General features: G+C 52.0%; 19 protein-coding genes and 3 pseudogenes. 12 read left to right on the forward strand and 10 right to left on the reverse strand.

Features of this window, described 5'->3' with window-relative positions; all coding sequences use genetic code 11:
• Positions 1-93: 93 nt before the first annotated feature.
• Both AFK67_RS22215 and AFK67_RS16085 read left to right on the forward strand, forming a co-directional pair.
• Complete coding sequence (locus AFK67_RS22215; protein ID WP_071602770.1) at positions 94-300, forward strand: excisionase; 207 nt, start codon at positions 94-96, stop codon at positions 298-300.
• Positions 261-1,430: a site-specific integrase gene (locus AFK67_RS16085; RefSeq protein ID WP_007730305.1), complete on the forward strand. Its 1,170-nt coding sequence runs from the start codon at positions 261-263 to the stop codon at positions 1,428-1,430. The genes AFK67_RS22215 and AFK67_RS16085 overlap by 40 nt, the downstream gene beginning before the upstream one ends.
• Here the strand turns inward: AFK67_RS16085 and AFK67_RS16090 are convergent.
• From AFK67_RS16090 to AFK67_RS16095, 3 genes and pseudogenes are all read right to left on the reverse strand, one after another.
• Complete coding sequence (locus AFK67_RS16090) at positions 1,427-2,044, reverse strand: hypothetical protein (RefSeq protein ID WP_032967587.1); 618 nt, start codon at positions 2,042-2,044, stop codon at positions 1,427-1,429. The two genes, AFK67_RS16085 and AFK67_RS16090, sit on opposite strands and share 4 nt — an antisense overlap.
• A 73-nt stretch (positions 2,045-2,117) precedes the next feature.
• The gene (locus AFK67_RS23090) at positions 2,118-2,279 is read right to left on the reverse strand and encodes a hypothetical protein (RefSeq protein ID WP_007730306.1); all 162 of its coding nucleotides are present in this window, start codon (positions 2,277-2,279) and stop codon (positions 2,118-2,120) included.
• A gap of 218 nt (positions 2,280-2,497) precedes the next feature.
• Positions 2,498-2,972, reverse strand: a pseudogene (locus AFK67_RS16095) (phage baseplate assembly protein V); the annotation flags it as partial.
• A gap of 86 nt (positions 2,973-3,058) precedes the next feature.
• Here AFK67_RS16095 and AFK67_RS16100 point away from each other — a divergent pair.
• On the forward strand, positions 3,059-4,291 hold the full coding sequence (locus AFK67_RS16100) for an AAA family ATPase (RefSeq protein WP_007730310.1): 1,233 nt from the start codon (positions 3,059-3,061) through the stop codon (positions 4,289-4,291).
• The gene (locus AFK67_RS16105) at positions 4,291-4,944 is read left to right on the forward strand and encodes an HNH endonuclease (protein ID WP_032967588.1); all 654 of its coding nucleotides are present in this window, start codon (positions 4,291-4,293) and stop codon (positions 4,942-4,944) included. The genes AFK67_RS16100 and AFK67_RS16105 overlap by 1 nt, the downstream gene beginning before the upstream one ends.
• Positions 4,945-4,970: 26 nt before the next feature.
• Here the strand turns inward: AFK67_RS16105 and AFK67_RS22220 are convergent.
• Positions 4,971-5,381: pseudogene (locus AFK67_RS22220) on the reverse strand (phage virion morphogenesis protein).
• 21 nt (positions 5,382-5,402) lie between these two features.
• Positions 5,403-5,645: pseudogene (locus AFK67_RS16110) on the reverse strand (phage tail protein); the annotation flags it as partial.
• A gap of 488 nt (positions 5,646-6,133) precedes the next feature.
• Here AFK67_RS16110 and AFK67_RS16115 point away from each other — a divergent pair.
• The gene (locus tag AFK67_RS16115) at positions 6,134-6,535 is read left to right on the forward strand and encodes a DUF7079 family protein (protein ID WP_007730319.1); all 402 of its coding nucleotides are present in this window, start codon (positions 6,134-6,136) and stop codon (positions 6,533-6,535) included.
• 96 nt (positions 6,536-6,631) lie between these two features.
• Here AFK67_RS16115 and AFK67_RS16120 read toward each other — a convergent pair whose 3' ends face one another.
• The 3 genes from AFK67_RS16120 to AFK67_RS22225 form a co-directional block, all read right to left on the reverse strand.
• Complete coding sequence (locus tag AFK67_RS16120) at positions 6,632-7,006, reverse strand: DUF3592 domain-containing protein (RefSeq protein WP_007730322.1); 375 nt, start codon at positions 7,004-7,006, stop codon at positions 6,632-6,634.
• A gap of 175 nt (positions 7,007-7,181) precedes the next feature.
• Complete coding sequence (locus AFK67_RS16125; protein ID WP_007730325.1) at positions 7,182-9,059, reverse strand: methyl-accepting chemotaxis protein; 1,878 nt, start codon at positions 9,057-9,059, stop codon at positions 7,182-7,184.
• Positions 9,060-9,395: 336 nt separating this feature from the next.
• A complete protein-coding gene (locus AFK67_RS22225) occupies positions 9,396-9,554 on the reverse strand; it encodes a YqaE/Pmp3 family membrane protein (RefSeq protein ID WP_007730328.1) in 159 nt (52 codons plus the stop codon).
• A 228-nt stretch (positions 9,555-9,782) separates the two neighbouring features.
• Between AFK67_RS22225 and AFK67_RS16130 the strand changes: the two genes are divergently transcribed.
• On the forward strand, positions 9,783-9,962 hold the full coding sequence (locus AFK67_RS16130) for a GDFGVC terminal motif YodC-like protein (protein ID WP_032967589.1): 180 nt from the start codon (positions 9,783-9,785) through the stop codon (positions 9,960-9,962).
• 73 nt (positions 9,963-10,035) lie between these two features.
• Here the strand turns inward: AFK67_RS16130 and AFK67_RS16135 are convergent, their stop codons facing one another.
• The gene (locus AFK67_RS16135; protein ID WP_007730334.1) at positions 10,036-10,344 is read right to left on the reverse strand and encodes a hypothetical protein; all 309 of its coding nucleotides are present in this window, start codon (positions 10,342-10,344) and stop codon (positions 10,036-10,038) included.
• Between the two features lie 521 nt (positions 10,345-10,865).
• On the opposite strand from AFK67_RS16135, the gene AFK67_RS16140 reads away from it, so the two are divergent.
• Positions 10,866-11,321, forward strand: coding sequence for an L-alanine exporter AlaE (locus tag AFK67_RS16140; RefSeq protein WP_007730339.1), 456 nt, complete (start codon positions 10,866-10,868; stop codon positions 11,319-11,321).
• 10 nt (positions 11,322-11,331) lie between these two features.
• On the opposite strand, the gene AFK67_RS16145 is transcribed toward AFK67_RS16140, so the two are convergent.
• Positions 11,332-11,676 (reverse strand): DUF2002 family protein, encoded by a 345-nt coding sequence (locus AFK67_RS16145; RefSeq protein ID WP_004386457.1) that lies wholly within the window; start codon positions 11,674-11,676, stop codon positions 11,332-11,334.
• A 160-nt stretch (positions 11,677-11,836) separates the two neighbouring features.
• Between AFK67_RS16145 and AFK67_RS16150 the strand changes: the two genes are divergently transcribed.
• From AFK67_RS16150 to nrdF, 5 genes are all read left to right on the forward strand, one after another.
• On the forward strand, positions 11,837-12,163 hold the full coding sequence (locus tag AFK67_RS16150; RefSeq protein WP_007730343.1) for an ElaB/YgaM/YqjD family protein: 327 nt from the start codon (positions 11,837-11,839) through the stop codon (positions 12,161-12,163).
• 287 nt (positions 12,164-12,450) lie between these two features.
• On the forward strand, positions 12,451-12,696 hold the full coding sequence (nrdH, locus tag AFK67_RS16155) for a glutaredoxin-like protein NrdH (protein WP_007730345.1): 246 nt from the start codon (positions 12,451-12,453) through the stop codon (positions 12,694-12,696).
• Positions 12,693-13,094 (forward strand): class Ib ribonucleoside-diphosphate reductase assembly flavoprotein NrdI, encoded by a 402-nt coding sequence (gene nrdI / locus AFK67_RS16160; protein WP_007730348.1) that lies wholly within the window; start codon positions 12,693-12,695, stop codon positions 13,092-13,094. Before nrdH ends, nrdI begins: the two co-directional genes overlap by 4 nt.
• Positions 13,076-15,226 carry a class 1b ribonucleoside-diphosphate reductase subunit alpha gene (gene nrdE, locus AFK67_RS16165; RefSeq protein ID WP_007730350.1) on the forward strand — a complete coding sequence of 717 codons (2,151 nt, stop codon included), beginning with the start codon at positions 13,076-13,078 and terminating at the stop codon, positions 15,224-15,226. Before nrdI ends, nrdE begins: the two co-directional genes overlap by 19 nt.
• 9 nt (positions 15,227-15,235) lie before the next feature.
• Positions 15,236-16,198 (forward strand): class 1b ribonucleoside-diphosphate reductase subunit beta, encoded by a 963-nt coding sequence (gene nrdF / locus AFK67_RS16170; RefSeq protein ID WP_007730353.1) that lies wholly within the window; start codon positions 15,236-15,238, stop codon positions 16,196-16,198.
• Positions 16,199-16,215 lie beyond the last annotated feature (17 nt).

Raw genomic sequence — 16,215 nt, forward strand, 5'->3', positions numbered from 1 at the left:
AAGGCTACCGGGATATGGATGTCAGTAACGAGATGCGATGTATGCGTTTTTGACCAGAAATAGCCGGGTGCAGCCGGTACTAGTGGAGGAATTATGCTGAACCTCGATTGTGTTCCCATCTCAACTTATTGCAAAGAAACTGGCGAGACACCGGATGCCATCACCAAACGTGTGCAACGTGGCGTTTGGCGTGAAGGCGTTCAAGTGCTGAAGGTGGAAGGCGTTAAGGAAAGATGGATTGATCTTAATGAGGTTGCTAAATGGGCAAGACAGAGCTGCCAAAACTCCCGCGCGGCGTGACCGTAAGAAAGCACAGCCAGGGAGAGACAATTAATATTACTTTCACCTATAAAGGAGTTAAGTGCCGTGAGCCGCTCTCTAATCTTGAGGTGAACAGTAAGAACCTAAAATACGCCGAGCGTATCCTCGGCGAAATTTATAATAAAATTGAGCGCGGGACGTTCGTTTACGCTGAATACTTCCCGCGATCAGCGCGCCTGAAGATATTCGGAAATGCAGCTGCTGGTAAAACCGTCAAGATGTACCTGGACGAGTATATTGGCATTTGTGAAACACGAAAATTATCACCTTCAACTATCGGCGGTTATAAAAAATGCCGTAGCGCGCTGGCAGCCCTTCATTCATTGCCTGCAAGCGAGCTTACGCCGGCATCAATGAAAGCATGGATCCAAAGCCGCACCACCACTCTAAAAACAATTCGTAATCAACTTTCTTTCCTGCGCTCAGCGCTTGATGAGGCTGTAACAGATGGCGTGATCCAACTCAACCCAGTATCACTGGTAACTGCATCGCGGTATCAAAGCGATAAATCGACTGCTGACAGCGACTATATTGTCGATCCACTTTCACCAGCAGAAATAGATGCCCTCCTATCCTCTGCCGGTAATAAGCAGTGGGAAAATCTTTTCATGTTTGCTATCCAGACAGGCTTGCGCAGCTCTGAACTTTGCGCGTTGCGCTGGCGCGATATCGACTTTATCGGAAGAACGGCTCACGTACAGAACGCAAGCGTAGTGGGCGTAATAAAAGGGACAAAGACCAAAGCTGGTACACGTAAAGTGGAGCTCAACGAGCAGGCAATGGCGGTACTGGCGTCGCAGAAGGCATTCACCTTCATGAAAGACGCAACCATATTTGAGGATCCGAAAACAAACAAACCATGGGCCAGCGCAGACGCGATACGTAAAAAAGCTTGGGTTCCAACATTAAGAAAAGCGGGGATTCGTTACCGCAACCCTTATCAAACGCGGCACACCTTTGCTACTCGGCACATCAGCCAAGGAGCTAATCTTTTCTGGCTTGCTGGCCAGATGGGTCATAAGGGGCCAGAAATGCTCTTTAGACATTATGGATCGTACTTAAAAGAATACGACATAATGAATGAGCAAGTAGTAAATAAAAAAACCTAGTCTTTTTTCACTGCCAAGGCTTTTGTTACTGTATCAAGAGCCTTTTCATAAATTGATTCTGGTGCTGAACCCATCCTAATTTCATTAGCAGACAAAACCTCAATTAATTTTATAGTTTTATCTATATCGCCATTTGCAGCCATAAATGCTGTAGCCTGAGTATCATATCTTGCTGATAACTGCGCGTAATACCTTATAAACATAAGAGTGATTTTTATTGTATATAATCCCATGAAAATAATTGTTAAAGTAAGAACTCCAGAGGTAATAGCCCTTGCTATCTGGTTAGTAATTACACTACCTTTAAAAGCTTCTAAAGCGGAAGCAGCATTGTTAATAGCACTATCTAATTCTTTCATTGCTTCATCCCTGGTTTTTTCCTCACCTGTTTTGGAAGTCCTTTGAGGAGGAGTATTTTTACCGATTAAGATGTCAGTAATGTATCCCCCCAACAATCCAGCAGGTGTATCTTTTTCAGTTATCTTATATGCATTGTAGAAAAGAAAACTTATAACCACGATTAAAGTATATATAAGACCTATACTTGTATATTTTGCAATTCGGGCTTGATTCTTCAGACTCTTAACTACAGCATCTATTTCATATGTTTCCATGGAAATGAACCTCTTATCTTAGTTGGGCCTGAAAAGGATACGCAAAGGACACGCATTAAACCACAAAATACTTTTATCCTTTATAATCAATAAAATAACCAGCACCAGACGCGGGTTCAACTCCCGCCAGCTCCACCAAATAAAACAAGGGGTTACGCGCAAGCGTAGCCCCTTTTTCTTTGGCTTTGGCGGCAAAATGGCGACAGCGTTTTGGTTGTGGCGGCGATTTCAGCATCTGTCATGCCGTCACCTTCCCGGTTCAGCACCGTGAGCAATACCTCCGCTGGGGCAGGCCATGCGCCCGTTCGCGTTTTTACCATGAAACTCACAGGACGCTGCTGGGCCTAAATGCAGTAGGACACGCAGGTGCAGTGCCTTGTGACCTTCCACCACAGCTGTGCCCGGCGGCACCGCGTCATTATTGACCTGCGTAACTATTAGCCGCTTCGCGTTGACTCCGCCATTAATGAAGACTTCGCTGTAATGCGTGTATTATCAGCGCCCACCACAAACTCACTGGTTTGAGAGTGATATTGTCTGCCGCCTAGATCACCATGGACTTAATGCCTTTGACGTGCCAGGCCCGGTGCCAGGCTCATACTCAAACCAGCCCCGTCCGGGTATTCCGTTACGCAGCCGTCCAGGGAATCCGACGGCTGCGACAATTGATTGGAATAAATGGCAGGCAGCGCAAAGGCGGTTTCGAGGTTCTCGCCCATGCTCAGCACGACCACCTGTTCATCCGGTGATGGACACCACCAGGTGCGGCCACCTCCGGTCCGCAGTGTCAGCCAGTTAATCCAGTTGGTTTCAAGCTCGCCAATCCTTACCCGGCACAGCCAGGTTTCCCGGTCCACCGCGGTCACACTGTGCTGGTGCGGATCAAGTTAGTGATAAGGCGCATGATTTCGGTAAGTTGTGCGTTCATAAGCTCCTCTTTTTGATGATCTATATTTCAATTCGGTTTACATTCATCATCGAATGATTTGTATCAACTACCACACAAGAGGAAATATGCTTACAGCAATAAACGAAATTTCAATCCCTATCCCATACACAGCCAAAAAGGCCGAACTTAGCCTTAATGGAAAAAATCTTATAATTACAGGAGGTAATGGGAGTGGCAAAACCAGCTTTATAAGTTCTATCTACGAATTTTTAAAAGATGGACTAGATCAACCAAACAATAATAATAAAAAGCATCTTGAGCAACAGCTTAGAAATTATGAAGACAATCTAAAACAGGGAGGCCGTGATAGTACTCATTACTCATGGTATGAGCAAGAAGTTATAAAAATAAAAAAAAGACTGCATGCCCTAGATGACTTCCATATAACAACATCTACAAAAGATAGTGCTAACACTCGCTCGCTCCTTCGTTTCCACAAAGCTCTTAGAGAAGCAGCAATTACCGCCCCGCAGTTTGTGCCAAGACTTTCTGCTCTAGTCGAAGAGAATGCTCATTTTTCTAATGAAAAGGATGGGGACAACATTTTTGAAAACTATTTAATTAGTTTGAAAACATCACAAAGCTACGCAATTTCTTTCGATAAAGATGAAGAAAAGGCAACAAAAATTCAAAATTGGTTTAATAAAATAGAAAATGATCTACAAGGTCTATTTGAGGATACAGAACTTAAACTAAGGTTTGATAGTACTGAAGGGAAGTTTTATCTTCATCAAAACATGAAAGATAAATTTACCTTTCAGACGCTCTCGTCTGGATATTCTTCAATTTTAAGAATATACGCGGATTTGATTATGCGCATAGAAATGTGGGAACTGACCCCTGAGAGTATTGAAGGTATTGTTTTCATTGACGAGATAGATGCACATTTGCATGTTTCCTTACAAAAACAGATACTACGTTTTTTTAGCAATTCTTTCCCCAACATTCAATTTATTGTTACGACTCATTCACCCTTTGTTGTCTCTTCTGTGACTGATGCCGTAATCTATGATTTATCCAGCAATCAACAAATTGTTGATGTATCGTCTTATTCAAATAATGTCATCCTACAAGAGTTATTTGGCGTCAACCCAATATCAATTGTATTATCTGATAAGTTAGAAAAAATAGAAAATATCATAACGCGCTTAGATAATAATAATATTGAAACAGCCTTAAATATAATACACTCGCTCGCTTCGTCGGAAGAATCAATGGACACTGAAGCCAGCGCCTTTGTAGATTATGCAAAGCTTAAAATCATCAAGTTTAAAAAAGAGAATGCCCAGGAGAAATAATGTTTAGAGTTAACAGAACATACCCTGCTCCAGTTTCACTGTCTCGTAAATTACGTTATGACGGCCCTGACGTACATGAAGCCTTACAGGAATGTTTTTTTGGGAAATGTTACATTTGCGAAAACAAAGATCCTCTAGATATAAACATCGAGCATTTCGTCTCAAGAAAAATTGATGACGAAAAATCTTATGACTGGGATAATTTATATCTATCCTGCGGTAGGTGCAATAATATAAAACTAGCAAAGCATGATGAACTACTTGATTGCTGCAACGAAGCTGTATGGAATCGTATAAAGCTCCTACCTGGATTTTCAGCAAAAACTAAGAAAGTAACAGTAGAACCACTATTTCATGATAATAAAACTATAACTACTGCCGATCTACTTGAAAAAGTGTATAACAGCGATCATACAATAAATAAAAGGCTAACATCGGCCGCACTACGCTCACAAATAACAAAAACAACGCAAAAACTTATCAGAAATATCATTGAATATTACGAGGATGATACTCCAAACGATCGCAAACTATATCTCATCGAAAAAATTAAAGTTATGATTAGACGTGATGCTAAGTTTTCTGCATTTTGCAGATGGATTGTCCTCGACGATGCAGAGCTTTGTGAGATATTGGAACCCTTCATGGACTAATAATACCCTGATATGCATAAAATTAGTTATGTTAACCAGCGTAATAATGTATTCATTGTAGCGTCCATTAATTCATCATTCACGCCCATCAGGCGGCGCTGGGAGTAGTGGACCTCTGGCCCTTTAGGGCTGACGCTATTATGCAGGCCGTAATGGTGTACCCGGGCAATACGCTGGACTTTTCCATCAAAATGCACAGTGGCAGGGTCTGCGGTAGCGCCGGTTTTCAGGCATTTGGTGGTGCAAAGTTATGCACACATCTGCCGCTTGATACGCCCCTTTTTAGCTCGGGCTGTTACCCGGCGCGGCTTGTAGCCGCTCCCGTCCGAGTTTCGCTGCAGCCTGATATTCAGCTACTGACTGCGGCGCAGCTTCCGCGCCAGTTCCCGCATCTGCGGCTGCGCGGCAGGCTCCAGACTCGCCAGCAACACAGCCAGCCAGTCATCCCCCTCTGCAGATCACCAATGCTTCACAGTCCGCATTTCTTCCGGTACGTCAGGTTCCGGCACAGCTTTAACGCTCGACACGTCCCCGCCGATGCTGACCAGCACGCGCTCCGTCAGCTGCAGGTTCAGGCTGATATCGCACACATCATTTCGCAGAATATCCACGTCAAAGGTAAACAGCTTTTCGCGCAACTCAGGGATATTAATAGCATTCGGCTGATTGTCAGTGAACCAAAGCAGAACGGGAGCCATCAGCGAGCCTGTGCGCCACACTCTGGCTGAAAACATCACTCTGCAGCCCTCACTTTCTAGTACCGCTGGCCGTCGCGTCAGCCTTATTACTGATCTTCACTCTATACTGGCCCAATAAAAAAGCGTGCCAGCGCTGCAAGTACTACGATAAAAACACCCGCCCAAAGACAAGGCCAGCAAGTGACACCAAGCAAATTTGCAAAATACGCTTCATAGCATTTTCAGAACCAGATCTTACAAGAATTAAATAAATTGCGAGATAAGGTAATCCCCACTGAATACGACGATAACCAGACCGGGTTGTTACGCGCTCTCCATGCCACAGATCGCATGCCTCCGGTTTGATCAGTAAAGCTCTCGCCACCTCTGCATAAATCACCTTTAAAAAATAAACCAGGGCACACAGGCGCAGCGTAGTCGCTGTTACCGCTTGCCCCCTCACACCAAATCCCCCACCATACCCACACACCATTCTCACGCCGAGTAACCCTATGCACCTTACAGACGCTGAAATCGCGAGCCGGGTTCCTGTCTGGTATGCCCTGTCGGAGATTTTTACCGGACGAGAATTACAGGACTACGATTACCGGTGGATGGCGCAGGTATTAAAAGAAACCGGTAAAAGCCGTGAAGAGATTCTGACTATTCTCGATGAAGAAGTCGCGCCAGCCCTGCAGATCAACCTTCTGTATAGCCCAGCGCCCGTCATGCAAGGCTGGTCAGAGGAAAATGTAAAACTCATGGTGATGGAATATGTCGCGAGAAAGCCGACGCTGGTTGAGCGCATTGTCCCGGCACGCGTTCTGTTAAAGCGGCGTCGGAAATATATTCAGCATGAGGTCGACAGGCTTTGCGCGGAACTGGATGCGCTGACGAGCGGACATTATCTGTAACTGATAACTAACGCCAGCGTAGGTGCTCCAAGAGATGCCCTGCAATATTTCGTCCCGGGAAGCCCCGCGTAAATGGTAAATAATGCCCCAACCGTTTTAATGTTCTCCCAGCACCAGCGGGCGATCGTATAACACAATGCGCTCCGGGCGACGGGCGGCATATTTAATGGTCACGCCAGTGCCGGAGGCGAAGCGTTTATATTCTCTGACAGACATGACCTGAACCAGGCGCGACTGCACTTCCTGCCCGTCCTGGGTGTTAAATCTCACGACCATGACGCATTTTACGTTATACCGGTGCAGGTGATTATCGCGGTGGATCGAGAGGATATCGGCATTGGCGGCGATGCCGTTTTTCATAATATCGGCCTCGATAACGCACTGGCGGATCCATAAGCCTGCGCGGCAGACCACAAACCCCATCGCGATGGCCGCAATAAGATATAACGCATCGAAAAAGAGATATTCCATCCTGGGATCTCCTGATTGCGCCGCCGTACTGGCGTTGAGCGCAGATTCTTGTGTGCCATAAGAATAACCCGCACGGCAGCGTAAAGCTTCCGGTACCGGCGAATAAAAAAGGCGAGAGGGAATGACCCCATCTCGCCTTTAAATACACGCTGCCCTTTGCAGGACGCAGGAAAGATTACTTCGCCAGCTCCTGCAACGTACGCAGCTGGGCGACCGCCTCCTGCATCGCGTCCATCCCTTTCGCCACCACTTTCAGGCGGCCCAGGCTCTGGGCGACGTTTTCACGCTCTTCACTGGTCTGCTCGCTCATTGAGGCGATACGGTCCGCGGCTTCGATACTGCGGTCCGCCATGGTCTGGGTCGCGCTGACCGTTTCCGTAGTGACCTGACGAATGCGCGCGATCGTCTCAACAGACTCGTTGATGCTGTGCGCCGTCGCCTCCGCCTGCTCGCGGGAAAGATGCGCCAGGCGGCGCACTTCGCCCGCCACCACGGCGAAACCACGTCCGGACTCCCCGGCGCGGGCAGCTTCCACCGCGGCGTTGAGCGCCAGCAGGTTGGTCTGGTCGGCTATCGATCGAATACCGCTGGTGATCTTGGTTATCCCTTCAGAGATGGTCTCCAGATCGTTCAGCCCCTGTTCCAGCCTGTCCTGCGCGTCGCGGGTGTCGCGCGCGGCGTTGCTCATAGAGCGGATATTGCCCTGCGCGATATCCAGCGTTTCGGTCTGCTGCGACGTGGCGTGCTCCAGCAGCGGCAGCGTGGAGAGCAGCGGCGACAGCTCCTGCTGGTAGCTGATGACCTGCTCAATCACCTGCGACTGCATGCGATGCATCGCCTCCCAACGGCGCAGCGTGCGCTGGGCGTAGTGCGCGGCATAGGCGGCGTATTCCACCGGGAACTGGCTCATCGCCTGGTTGGGCTTATCGAAAAACACCAGCGCGGAGAGCGTCTGGTTGATAGGCACACCAAGGATCTCGCCGAAACTGGAGAAACCCGCCGCCGGGATCTGGCGGAAGAAATCCGCGCGCGGCAGCGTCGCCAGGTTGTTCATGCGGCGCAATACGCAGTCGTTGAGCAGCATGCCCGCCGGTTTGCCGTAGCGGCGCGTGAAGTTCTGCCAGTCATGGACGGTATGCGCGACAAAATCGGTCGCTTTCATCAGGTATAACCGATCGCCGAACTCCAGATCGCAGAAGAAGCGGATCTGTGAGGCCTCAATCTGCGCCACCGAACGAATAAAGAAATCATCACCCACTTTTACCGCGAAGGTATAACCTTCCAGCGCCTGCCCGAGCTGATCGGGTTTGCAGTTAAGCTGGCTTGCCAGATACGACGTAATGGGCTGCTGATGATCCTTCGCGTCGAACAGCGACGTAACGGTACGGGCGACCGGATCGGCCTGCGCCACCAGCCAGCTTTTATCGGTCGGCTGGAAGTTCTGGCTTTTAAACGGCGCGAAGGATTTCCCCGGCGCCATTTCACACAGTATGACGATCGCGCGGCCATCCATCATGCGTCCGTTGACGCTCATCCAGGTGCCGCTGAAATCGAGCTTGCCGCCCGCCGCACCGCCGACGGCGAGACACGGGAAGCGCCCGGATTTATACCAGGCCTGCATCAGGAACCCTTCCGAGGCGGCGAGGCCGTCACAGTAAATAAGCGCAAACGTGCGCTCGGCACTGAGCGGCAGACGCACGTCGAGCGCGCTAAGATCGCGCGAAATCGCCTCAACGCGCTGCGCCGCGCCAGGAATGCGGGTGTGCAGGTCGACGGAGTGAACTTCGTGGCGGCCGATAAGCGATTTCGGCAGCAGCAGCCAGCTCCCCAGGTCGCTCTCCATATCGCAGTAAACCGTCGCTTTATCCTGCTGGCACAGCGTGCCGGTCGAGGAGAGCACCAGTACGGTGCGTTCAGGCGTAGCGAAACGCTGCCAGACCTGGCTGACAGCCTGAAAATTCGCATTGGGCGGTACAAATACCATCAAGATGCCCGGCTTATCCGGCACGCCCGCGTCACGTAACGATGTAGGTAATTTCTGACAGCGATACACACCGCTACGGGGGCTTGATGCCGAAAATGTCCGTCCTGGACCCGTTATTAATGTTGACAGGATCCCCATGGTGGCCTCTTTTTATCTATATAATTCAAATTATTCAGAGAAATACTCCTCCCTGCGCCTCTGTTATCGGCAAAAATTTCGATTAAAAGAGCCTATTTACTAAAATATTGTTAAGCGTGAGTAAACCCGCACACTTCATAAGCAAATAATTGCAACAAAACGGCGAAAGAGTGAGCGGGTTCGCAGTCTGGCCTGAGCAGGTAAAAAGCGGAACGCCATAAAGCAAAAAACCCGCCGAAGCGGGTTTTCTTAAAACGGAGCGCGGGGTCAGTTTTTGGACTGTACCCAGAAGGCGTGGATGAGGCCAGGGATATAACCCAGCAGCGTCAGCAGGATGTTGAGGATGAACGCCCAGCCGAAACCTTTCCCCAGCAGTACGCCAAGCGGCGGCAGAATAATGGTAAAAACGATTCTCCAGAATCCCATAGTTACTCCTGTAGTGGTTTTTGCAGGTCATTGTAAGTTGCTTATTTTATTGAGTTTAGTCGCTGAACCGCAAAACGCCACCCTTCATACAGGACTTTACCTGGCCTAACGTGGCTATACAGAGCCGGTTTGTTTGCCGCTTTCCCGATAATGCGCCCGCGATCTGTTGTGAAGGTGCGCGCGGGTGACTACTGTTAATGAAACGATGTGAATAATCAGGAGGTCATGATGTTTGAAGCAGGCGATATCGTACAACCGCGTCTCGGCGGCCCGAAACTAAAAGTCATTGAAGTGCATGGCGACCAGATTGTCGCGGTGCGCCCGGATGACGAACAGGGCGAGAAAGTGACTCTCAAAGCCGCTGATGTGGCGCTGTATAAAGAAGACGGTGATTTCGGGGTGTGTTGAGTTTTTCCGGGATGAGGTGGCGGGTGCGTTTATGTGAGATGGCGGGTGCGCTTGCGCTTACCCGCCTGTCATATCAGCTTCTGCCGCTCTGACTGTCTGTAAACGCCTGTTCGCTGAGCCGGTGGTAAAACGCGAGGATCTGCCGGAGCAACGCCTGCATATCTTCCTCGCGCCAGGCTTGCAGCGGGCGGGCGTGCGGGCCACAAAAATGCGCGTGTAACGCCTGCAATTCGGGTTGGAGCGCCTCCGACAGCGCGGCGGGCGGAATATCGATCAGGCACTCAAACCAGAAGCGCAGAAGTTTTTTACGCAGCGTCTCTGCGCGGGTGAGCGCCAGCACGCCCCGTTCAAACTGATGTAAAATGTCGGTAATTGCAGTCATGTTTCCTGTTAAAACGCGTGAAAAAACAGGCGGTCATTATCCGTTAACGCCGCCTGCGTGGGCTGAATTCTGGTTAAAGCCGTCTTGCGGCGGGCTAATCATATTCATCTAACGGATACATTTGGCCGCCGGACGCAGGCGGGCTGAAACTCCCTGACGGCTGAAAACAGCATAAACCACTGCTTTTTTGCTTAACGCGCTATCTGAAACTCCACACAGCGCTAAAACATTCGCGGCGAAACATTCCGTGCCGCCGTAGAACCACCTCAATTTTGCCTTGAAAATAACCCATTGAAATAAAACAAAAAATAAACAGACTCCGCTAAAAATAGCGAGCCGACGCACGTTTTTGAATTTCCAGAGGATTTTATTGACAAAGCGGCGATAAATAAAAATTAATCACTAATTGAAAGCAACAAACCAGCCATATACTCTACCATCAGCGCAAAATGCCAGGCATATCGCCAGCATCTCCCTTGCCTTTCCCGTTTTCCCTGTTGAGGGTTCAGGAGCCTGATTCCATGTTTTCGCCACATTCTCGCCTGCGTCACGCCGTTGCGGACACCTTTGCCATGGTAGTGTATTGCTCCGTCGTGGGGATGATGATTGAAATATTTGTCTCCGGAATGAGCTTCGAACAATCCCTCTCGTCACGCCTCGTCGCGATACCGGTCAATATGGTGATCGCCTGGCCTTACGGGCTTTATCGCGATGCGTTCATGCGCATGGCGGCGCGCCTCGGTAAAGGCCGCCTCGTTAAAAACATCGCGGACGTGCTTGCCTATATCACCTTCCAGTCGCCGGTCTATGCCGCCATTCTGCTGTTCGTGGGCGCGGATATCCCGCAGATTATCGCCGCGGTGAGCTCCAATATTGTGGTGTCGATGATGATGGGGGCGGCCTACGGGTATTTCCTCGATTATTGCCGCCGTCTGTTCCGGGTAAGCGCCGCCGCGCCGGTGAGCGCGCAGGCCTGAGAAGGGTGTATTACTGCGGTTCGCCAAATAATCCGTTCAGGTAACGCTCCAGCGCCATGCGGGAGCTAAATCCCAGCGGGATGCCGTAGTGCTCCTGCGCGTCGCCGCCGAGCCACAGCGGAAACTGCTGATAATGATCGCAGGTTTTCATTTCTGAAGCCGGGTCCGCCAGCGACTGGCTGCGCTCCCTGAGCGTCGGGTGAATGACCAGCGCCGTACGCCCCATGCGCGCTTCGCGATTCACATAGACATAATTCTCGCCGCGACGATAACCATAAGTTTTTGGCGTCACCACATCCATGGTAAACCCTGCTTTCTCCAGGACGCGCGCCACCTCATCGGGTCGTAAATACATAAATTTTCCTCATCTGCTTCAGACTGCGGGGAAACCTTACATTAGGAGGATTACCAGGGCTTTCGGAAAAGTCCAGAAACGCCCCCTCACGGCCCCGCACGCCGAAGCGGCTCACATTTTGTTCTATACTTTGCTCAAGTAAACACAAAGGGAGAACGTTATGTTTAACAGAAACACCCGTAACGATGTGAACGATGGCGTAAGCGAAATTAACCACGATATTAACCGTCTGGCCGATACGCTGGAAGGCGTGCTGAAATCCTGGGGCAGCGATGCCAAAGGCGAAGCCGATGTGGCGCGCCGCAAAGCAGAATCGCTGCTGCGCGAAACCCGCGCCCGTATGCACGGCAGAAGTCAGGTCAACCAGGCTGCCCGCGATGCGGTGAGCTGCGCCAGCACATTTGTGCGCGAGCGTCCGCTGAGCAGTCTCGGCATCGGCGCGGCGGTGGGCATTTTCCTCGGCGCGCTGCTGATCACTCGTCGCTAAACCGCGACTCTGAAGCACGGTTCAATGCCTTTTCCCCGGCGCTGCCGGGGAACGGCTTTTAAGCTCCCCTCCCCTGAACTCTCCTTTAAAAATCCTCATTACGCCTTTTTCGCGTCCGGCCACTGGTATGCCTGCCTTTTCGCGCCTGTACCGCCGAACGGCCAGAAACCCTATATATTGCGTAGTTGAAAGTTAAGATAACTACATCTAGTATCTCTCTTATCAGATAGCCCCCATCAACCCTGCGTTGCGGTGGGGATTTTAATCTATTTATGAGAATACGAATCATGCGCATAACTATTTACACAAGAAATGATTGCGTCCAGTGTCACGCTACCAAACGCGCGCTGGAAAGCCGTGGGATTGCCTTTGACACCATCAATCTCGACGAGCACCCCGAGGCCATCGATACGCTGCGCGAACAGGGGTTTCGCCAGCTGCCGGTGGTCATGGCTGACGACCTGAGCTGGAGCGGTTTTCGCCCGGACATGATCAATCGTCTGCGCGCGGACTCGCTTGCGGCAAACGCATGAGCACGCTGATTTACTTCTCCAGCCGCTCGGAAAACACGCATCGTTTTATCGCGCGGCTGGGCCTGCCAGCGCAGCGTATTCCGCTGGAGGACGACGCGCGGCTGCGGGCGAGCGAGCCTTACATTTTGATTGTGCCGACCTACGGCGGCGGCGGAACGGCAGACGCCGTGCCGCGCCAGGTTATCCGGTTTCTGAACGATGAGCACAATCGCGCGCTGCTGCGCGGCGTCATTGCCGCAGGCAACCGTAACTTCGGCGAGGGGTTTTGCCGCGCTGGCGACATCATCGCCCGCAAATGTCAGGTGCCTTTTCTCTATCGCTTCGAGCTGATGGGCACCGGGCTGGATATCGACAACGTGCGTAAGGGAGTTAACGAATTTTGGCAACGACATCACTAACCGGCGAAGCCGCACTGCATACGCCGCCGGACTATCACGCGCTGAACGCGATGCTCAATCTCTACGATGCGTCGGGGCGCATCCAGTTTGCCAAAGACCGCGAGGCGGTGGAGGCGTTTATGGCCGCTCACGTGCAGCCGCGCACGGTCGCCTTCCCGGATACCCACGCGCGGCTCGCGTATCTGGTGAGCGAAGGCTATTACGATGACAACGTGCTTAAGCGCTACGACGCGGCCTTTGTCGCCGGGCTGTTTGACGAAGCGCACCGCTACGGCTTCACGTTTAAAACGTTTCTCGGCGCGTGGAAATTTTACACCAGCTACACGCTGAAAACCTTCGACGGTAAACGCTATCTGGAGCACTTCCCGGACCGCGCCTGCATGGTGGCGCTGACGCTCGCCTGCGGCGATGAAGCCCTCGCACGCCAGATCCTCATTGAGATCTTAAGCGGTCGTTTTCAGCCCGCGACGCCCACTTTCCTCAACTGCGGGAAACAGCAGCGCGGCGAGCTGGTCTCCTGCTTCCTGCTGCGCATCGAGGATAATATGGAGTCCATCGGGCGGGCGGTGAACGCTGCGCTCCAGCTCTCCAAACGCGGCGGCGGCGTGGCGTTTTCGCTATCGAATTTGCGGGAAGCGGGCGCGCCGATTAAGCGCATCGAGAATCAGTCTTCCGGCGTTATCCCGGTGATGAAAATGCTGGAGGACGCCTTTTCATACGCCAACCAGCTCGGCGCGCGCCAGGGCGCTGGCGCGGTCTACCTCAACGCGCATCACCCGGATATCCTGCGGTTCCTCGACACCAAACGCGAAAACGCCGATGAGAAAATCCGTATCAAAACGCTGTCGCTCGGCGTGGTGATCCCCGATATCACCTTTGAACTCGCCAAAGCCAACGCGCAGATGGCGCTGTTCTCGCCCTATGATGTGGAGCGCCTTTACGGCAAGCCGTTCGGCGATATCAGCGTCAGCGACATGTATTCGCAGCTGGTGGAAGATGACCGCGTTCGCAAGCGGTACATCAGCGCCCGCGAGCTGTTCCAGCGCCTGGCGGAGATCCAGTTTGAGTCCGGCTACCCGTACATCATGTTCGAGGACACGGTGAACCGCGCCAACCCGATTGCCGGGCGCATCAATATGAGCAATCTTTGCTCGGAGATTTTGCAGGTCAACAGCGCCTCCACGTTTGATGAAAACCTGGATTACGCGACGGTCGGCCAGGATATCTCCTGTAACCTCGGTTCGCTGAATATTGCCCATACGATGGATTCGCCAGACTTTGGCCGCACGGTAGAAGTGGCGGTGCGCGCGCTGACGGCGGTCTCTGACATGAGCCATATCCGCAGCGTGCCGTCCATTGAAGCAGGCAACGCCGCCTCGCACGCCATCGGGCTCGGGCAGATGAACCTGCATGGCTATCTGGCGCGCGAAGGCATCGCTTACGGCTCGCCGGAAGGGCTCGATTTCACCAATCTCTACTTTTACACCGTCACCTGGCACGCGCTGCACACGTCAATGAGGCTGGCACGCGAGCGCGGCGAGCGCTTCGACGGCTTTGCGCAGTCGCGCTACGCCAGCGGCGAGTATTTCGAGAAGTACCTGACGCAGACGTGGACGCCGAAAACCGCGCGGGTTGCGGAACTCTTCGCCCGCGCAGGCATTACGCTGCCGACGCCTGAGATGTGGCGCGCCCTTCGCGACGACGTGATGCGTCACGGGCTCTATAACCGCAACCTGCAGGCGGTGCCGCCGACCGGCTCTATCTCTTATATCAACCATGCGACGTCGAGCATTCATCCGATCGTCTCGAAAATCGAAATCCGCAAGGAAGGCAAAATCGGCCGCGTCTATTACCCCGCGCCGTTTATGACGAACGAGAACCTGGCGCTGTATCAGGATGCCTATGAAATCGGGCCGGAAAAAATCATCGACACCTATGCCGAGGCCACGCGCCATGTGGATCAGGGGCTGTCGCTGACGCTGTTCTTCCCGGATACCGCCACCACGCGCGATATCAACCGGGCGCAGATTTACGCCTGGAAAAAAGGCATCAAGACGCTCTATTACATTCGACTGCGCCAGCTGGCGCTGGAAGGCACCGAAATTGAGGGCTGCGTCTCCTGCGCCCTGTGAGGAATCACCATGACCCGTTTAAGCCGTATTAGCGCCATCAACTGGAACCATCTTCAGGACGAGAAAGATCTTGAGGTGTGGAACCGGCTCACCAGTAACTTCTGGCTACCGGAAAAGGTGCCGCTCTCCAACGATATTCCGGCCTGGCAGACGTTAACGCCGGGCGAGCAACAACTGACCATCCGCGTGTTCACCGGGCTAACGCTGCTCGATACCATCCAGAATACGGTTGGCGCGCCTGCGCTGATGGCCGACGCCATCACGCCGCATGAAGAAGCGGTGCTCTCGAACGTCAGCTTTATGGAGGCGGTTCACGCCCGCTCGTACAGCTCGATTTTCTCGACGCTCTGCCAGACCAAAGACGTGGACGCCGCCTACGCCTGGAGCGAAGAGAACGCGCCGCTTCAGCGCAAAGCGCAGATTATTCTTGCGCATTATCGCGAGCACGATCCGCTGAAGAAGAAAATCGCGAGCGTCTTTCTGGAGTCGTTTCTGTTCTATTCCGGCTTTTATCTGCCCATGTACTGGTCGAGCCGCGGCAAGCTCACCAATACGGCCGATCTCATTCGTCTGATCATTCGCGACGAAGCGGTGCACGGGTATTACATCGGCTACAAATACCAGCAAGGGCTTGCGAAGGTTGACGCGCAGCGTCGTGAATCGCTGAAAGGGTTCGCGCTGGATCTGATGATGGAGCTTTATGATAACGAGCTCGCCTACACCGAGGCGCTGTATCAGGATGTCGGCTGGGTGGAGGATGTGAGCGCCTTCCTCTGTTACAACGCCAATAAAGCGCTGATGAACCTGGGCTACGAGGCGCTGTTCCCGCCGGAAATGGCGCAGGTGAACCCCGCGATCCTCGCCGCCCTCTCTCCTGGCGCGGATGAAAATCACGACTTTTTCTCCGGCTCCGGCTCATCGTATGTCATGGGCAAAGCGGTGGAAACCGAAGACGAAGACTGGGATTTTTGATGGCTTTTCAGGCGTAA

The organism is Cronobacter dublinensis subsp. dublinensis LMG 23823 (genome assembly GCF_001277235.1).
GTDB lineage: Bacteria > Pseudomonadota > Gammaproteobacteria > Enterobacterales > Enterobacteriaceae > Cronobacter > Cronobacter dublinensis.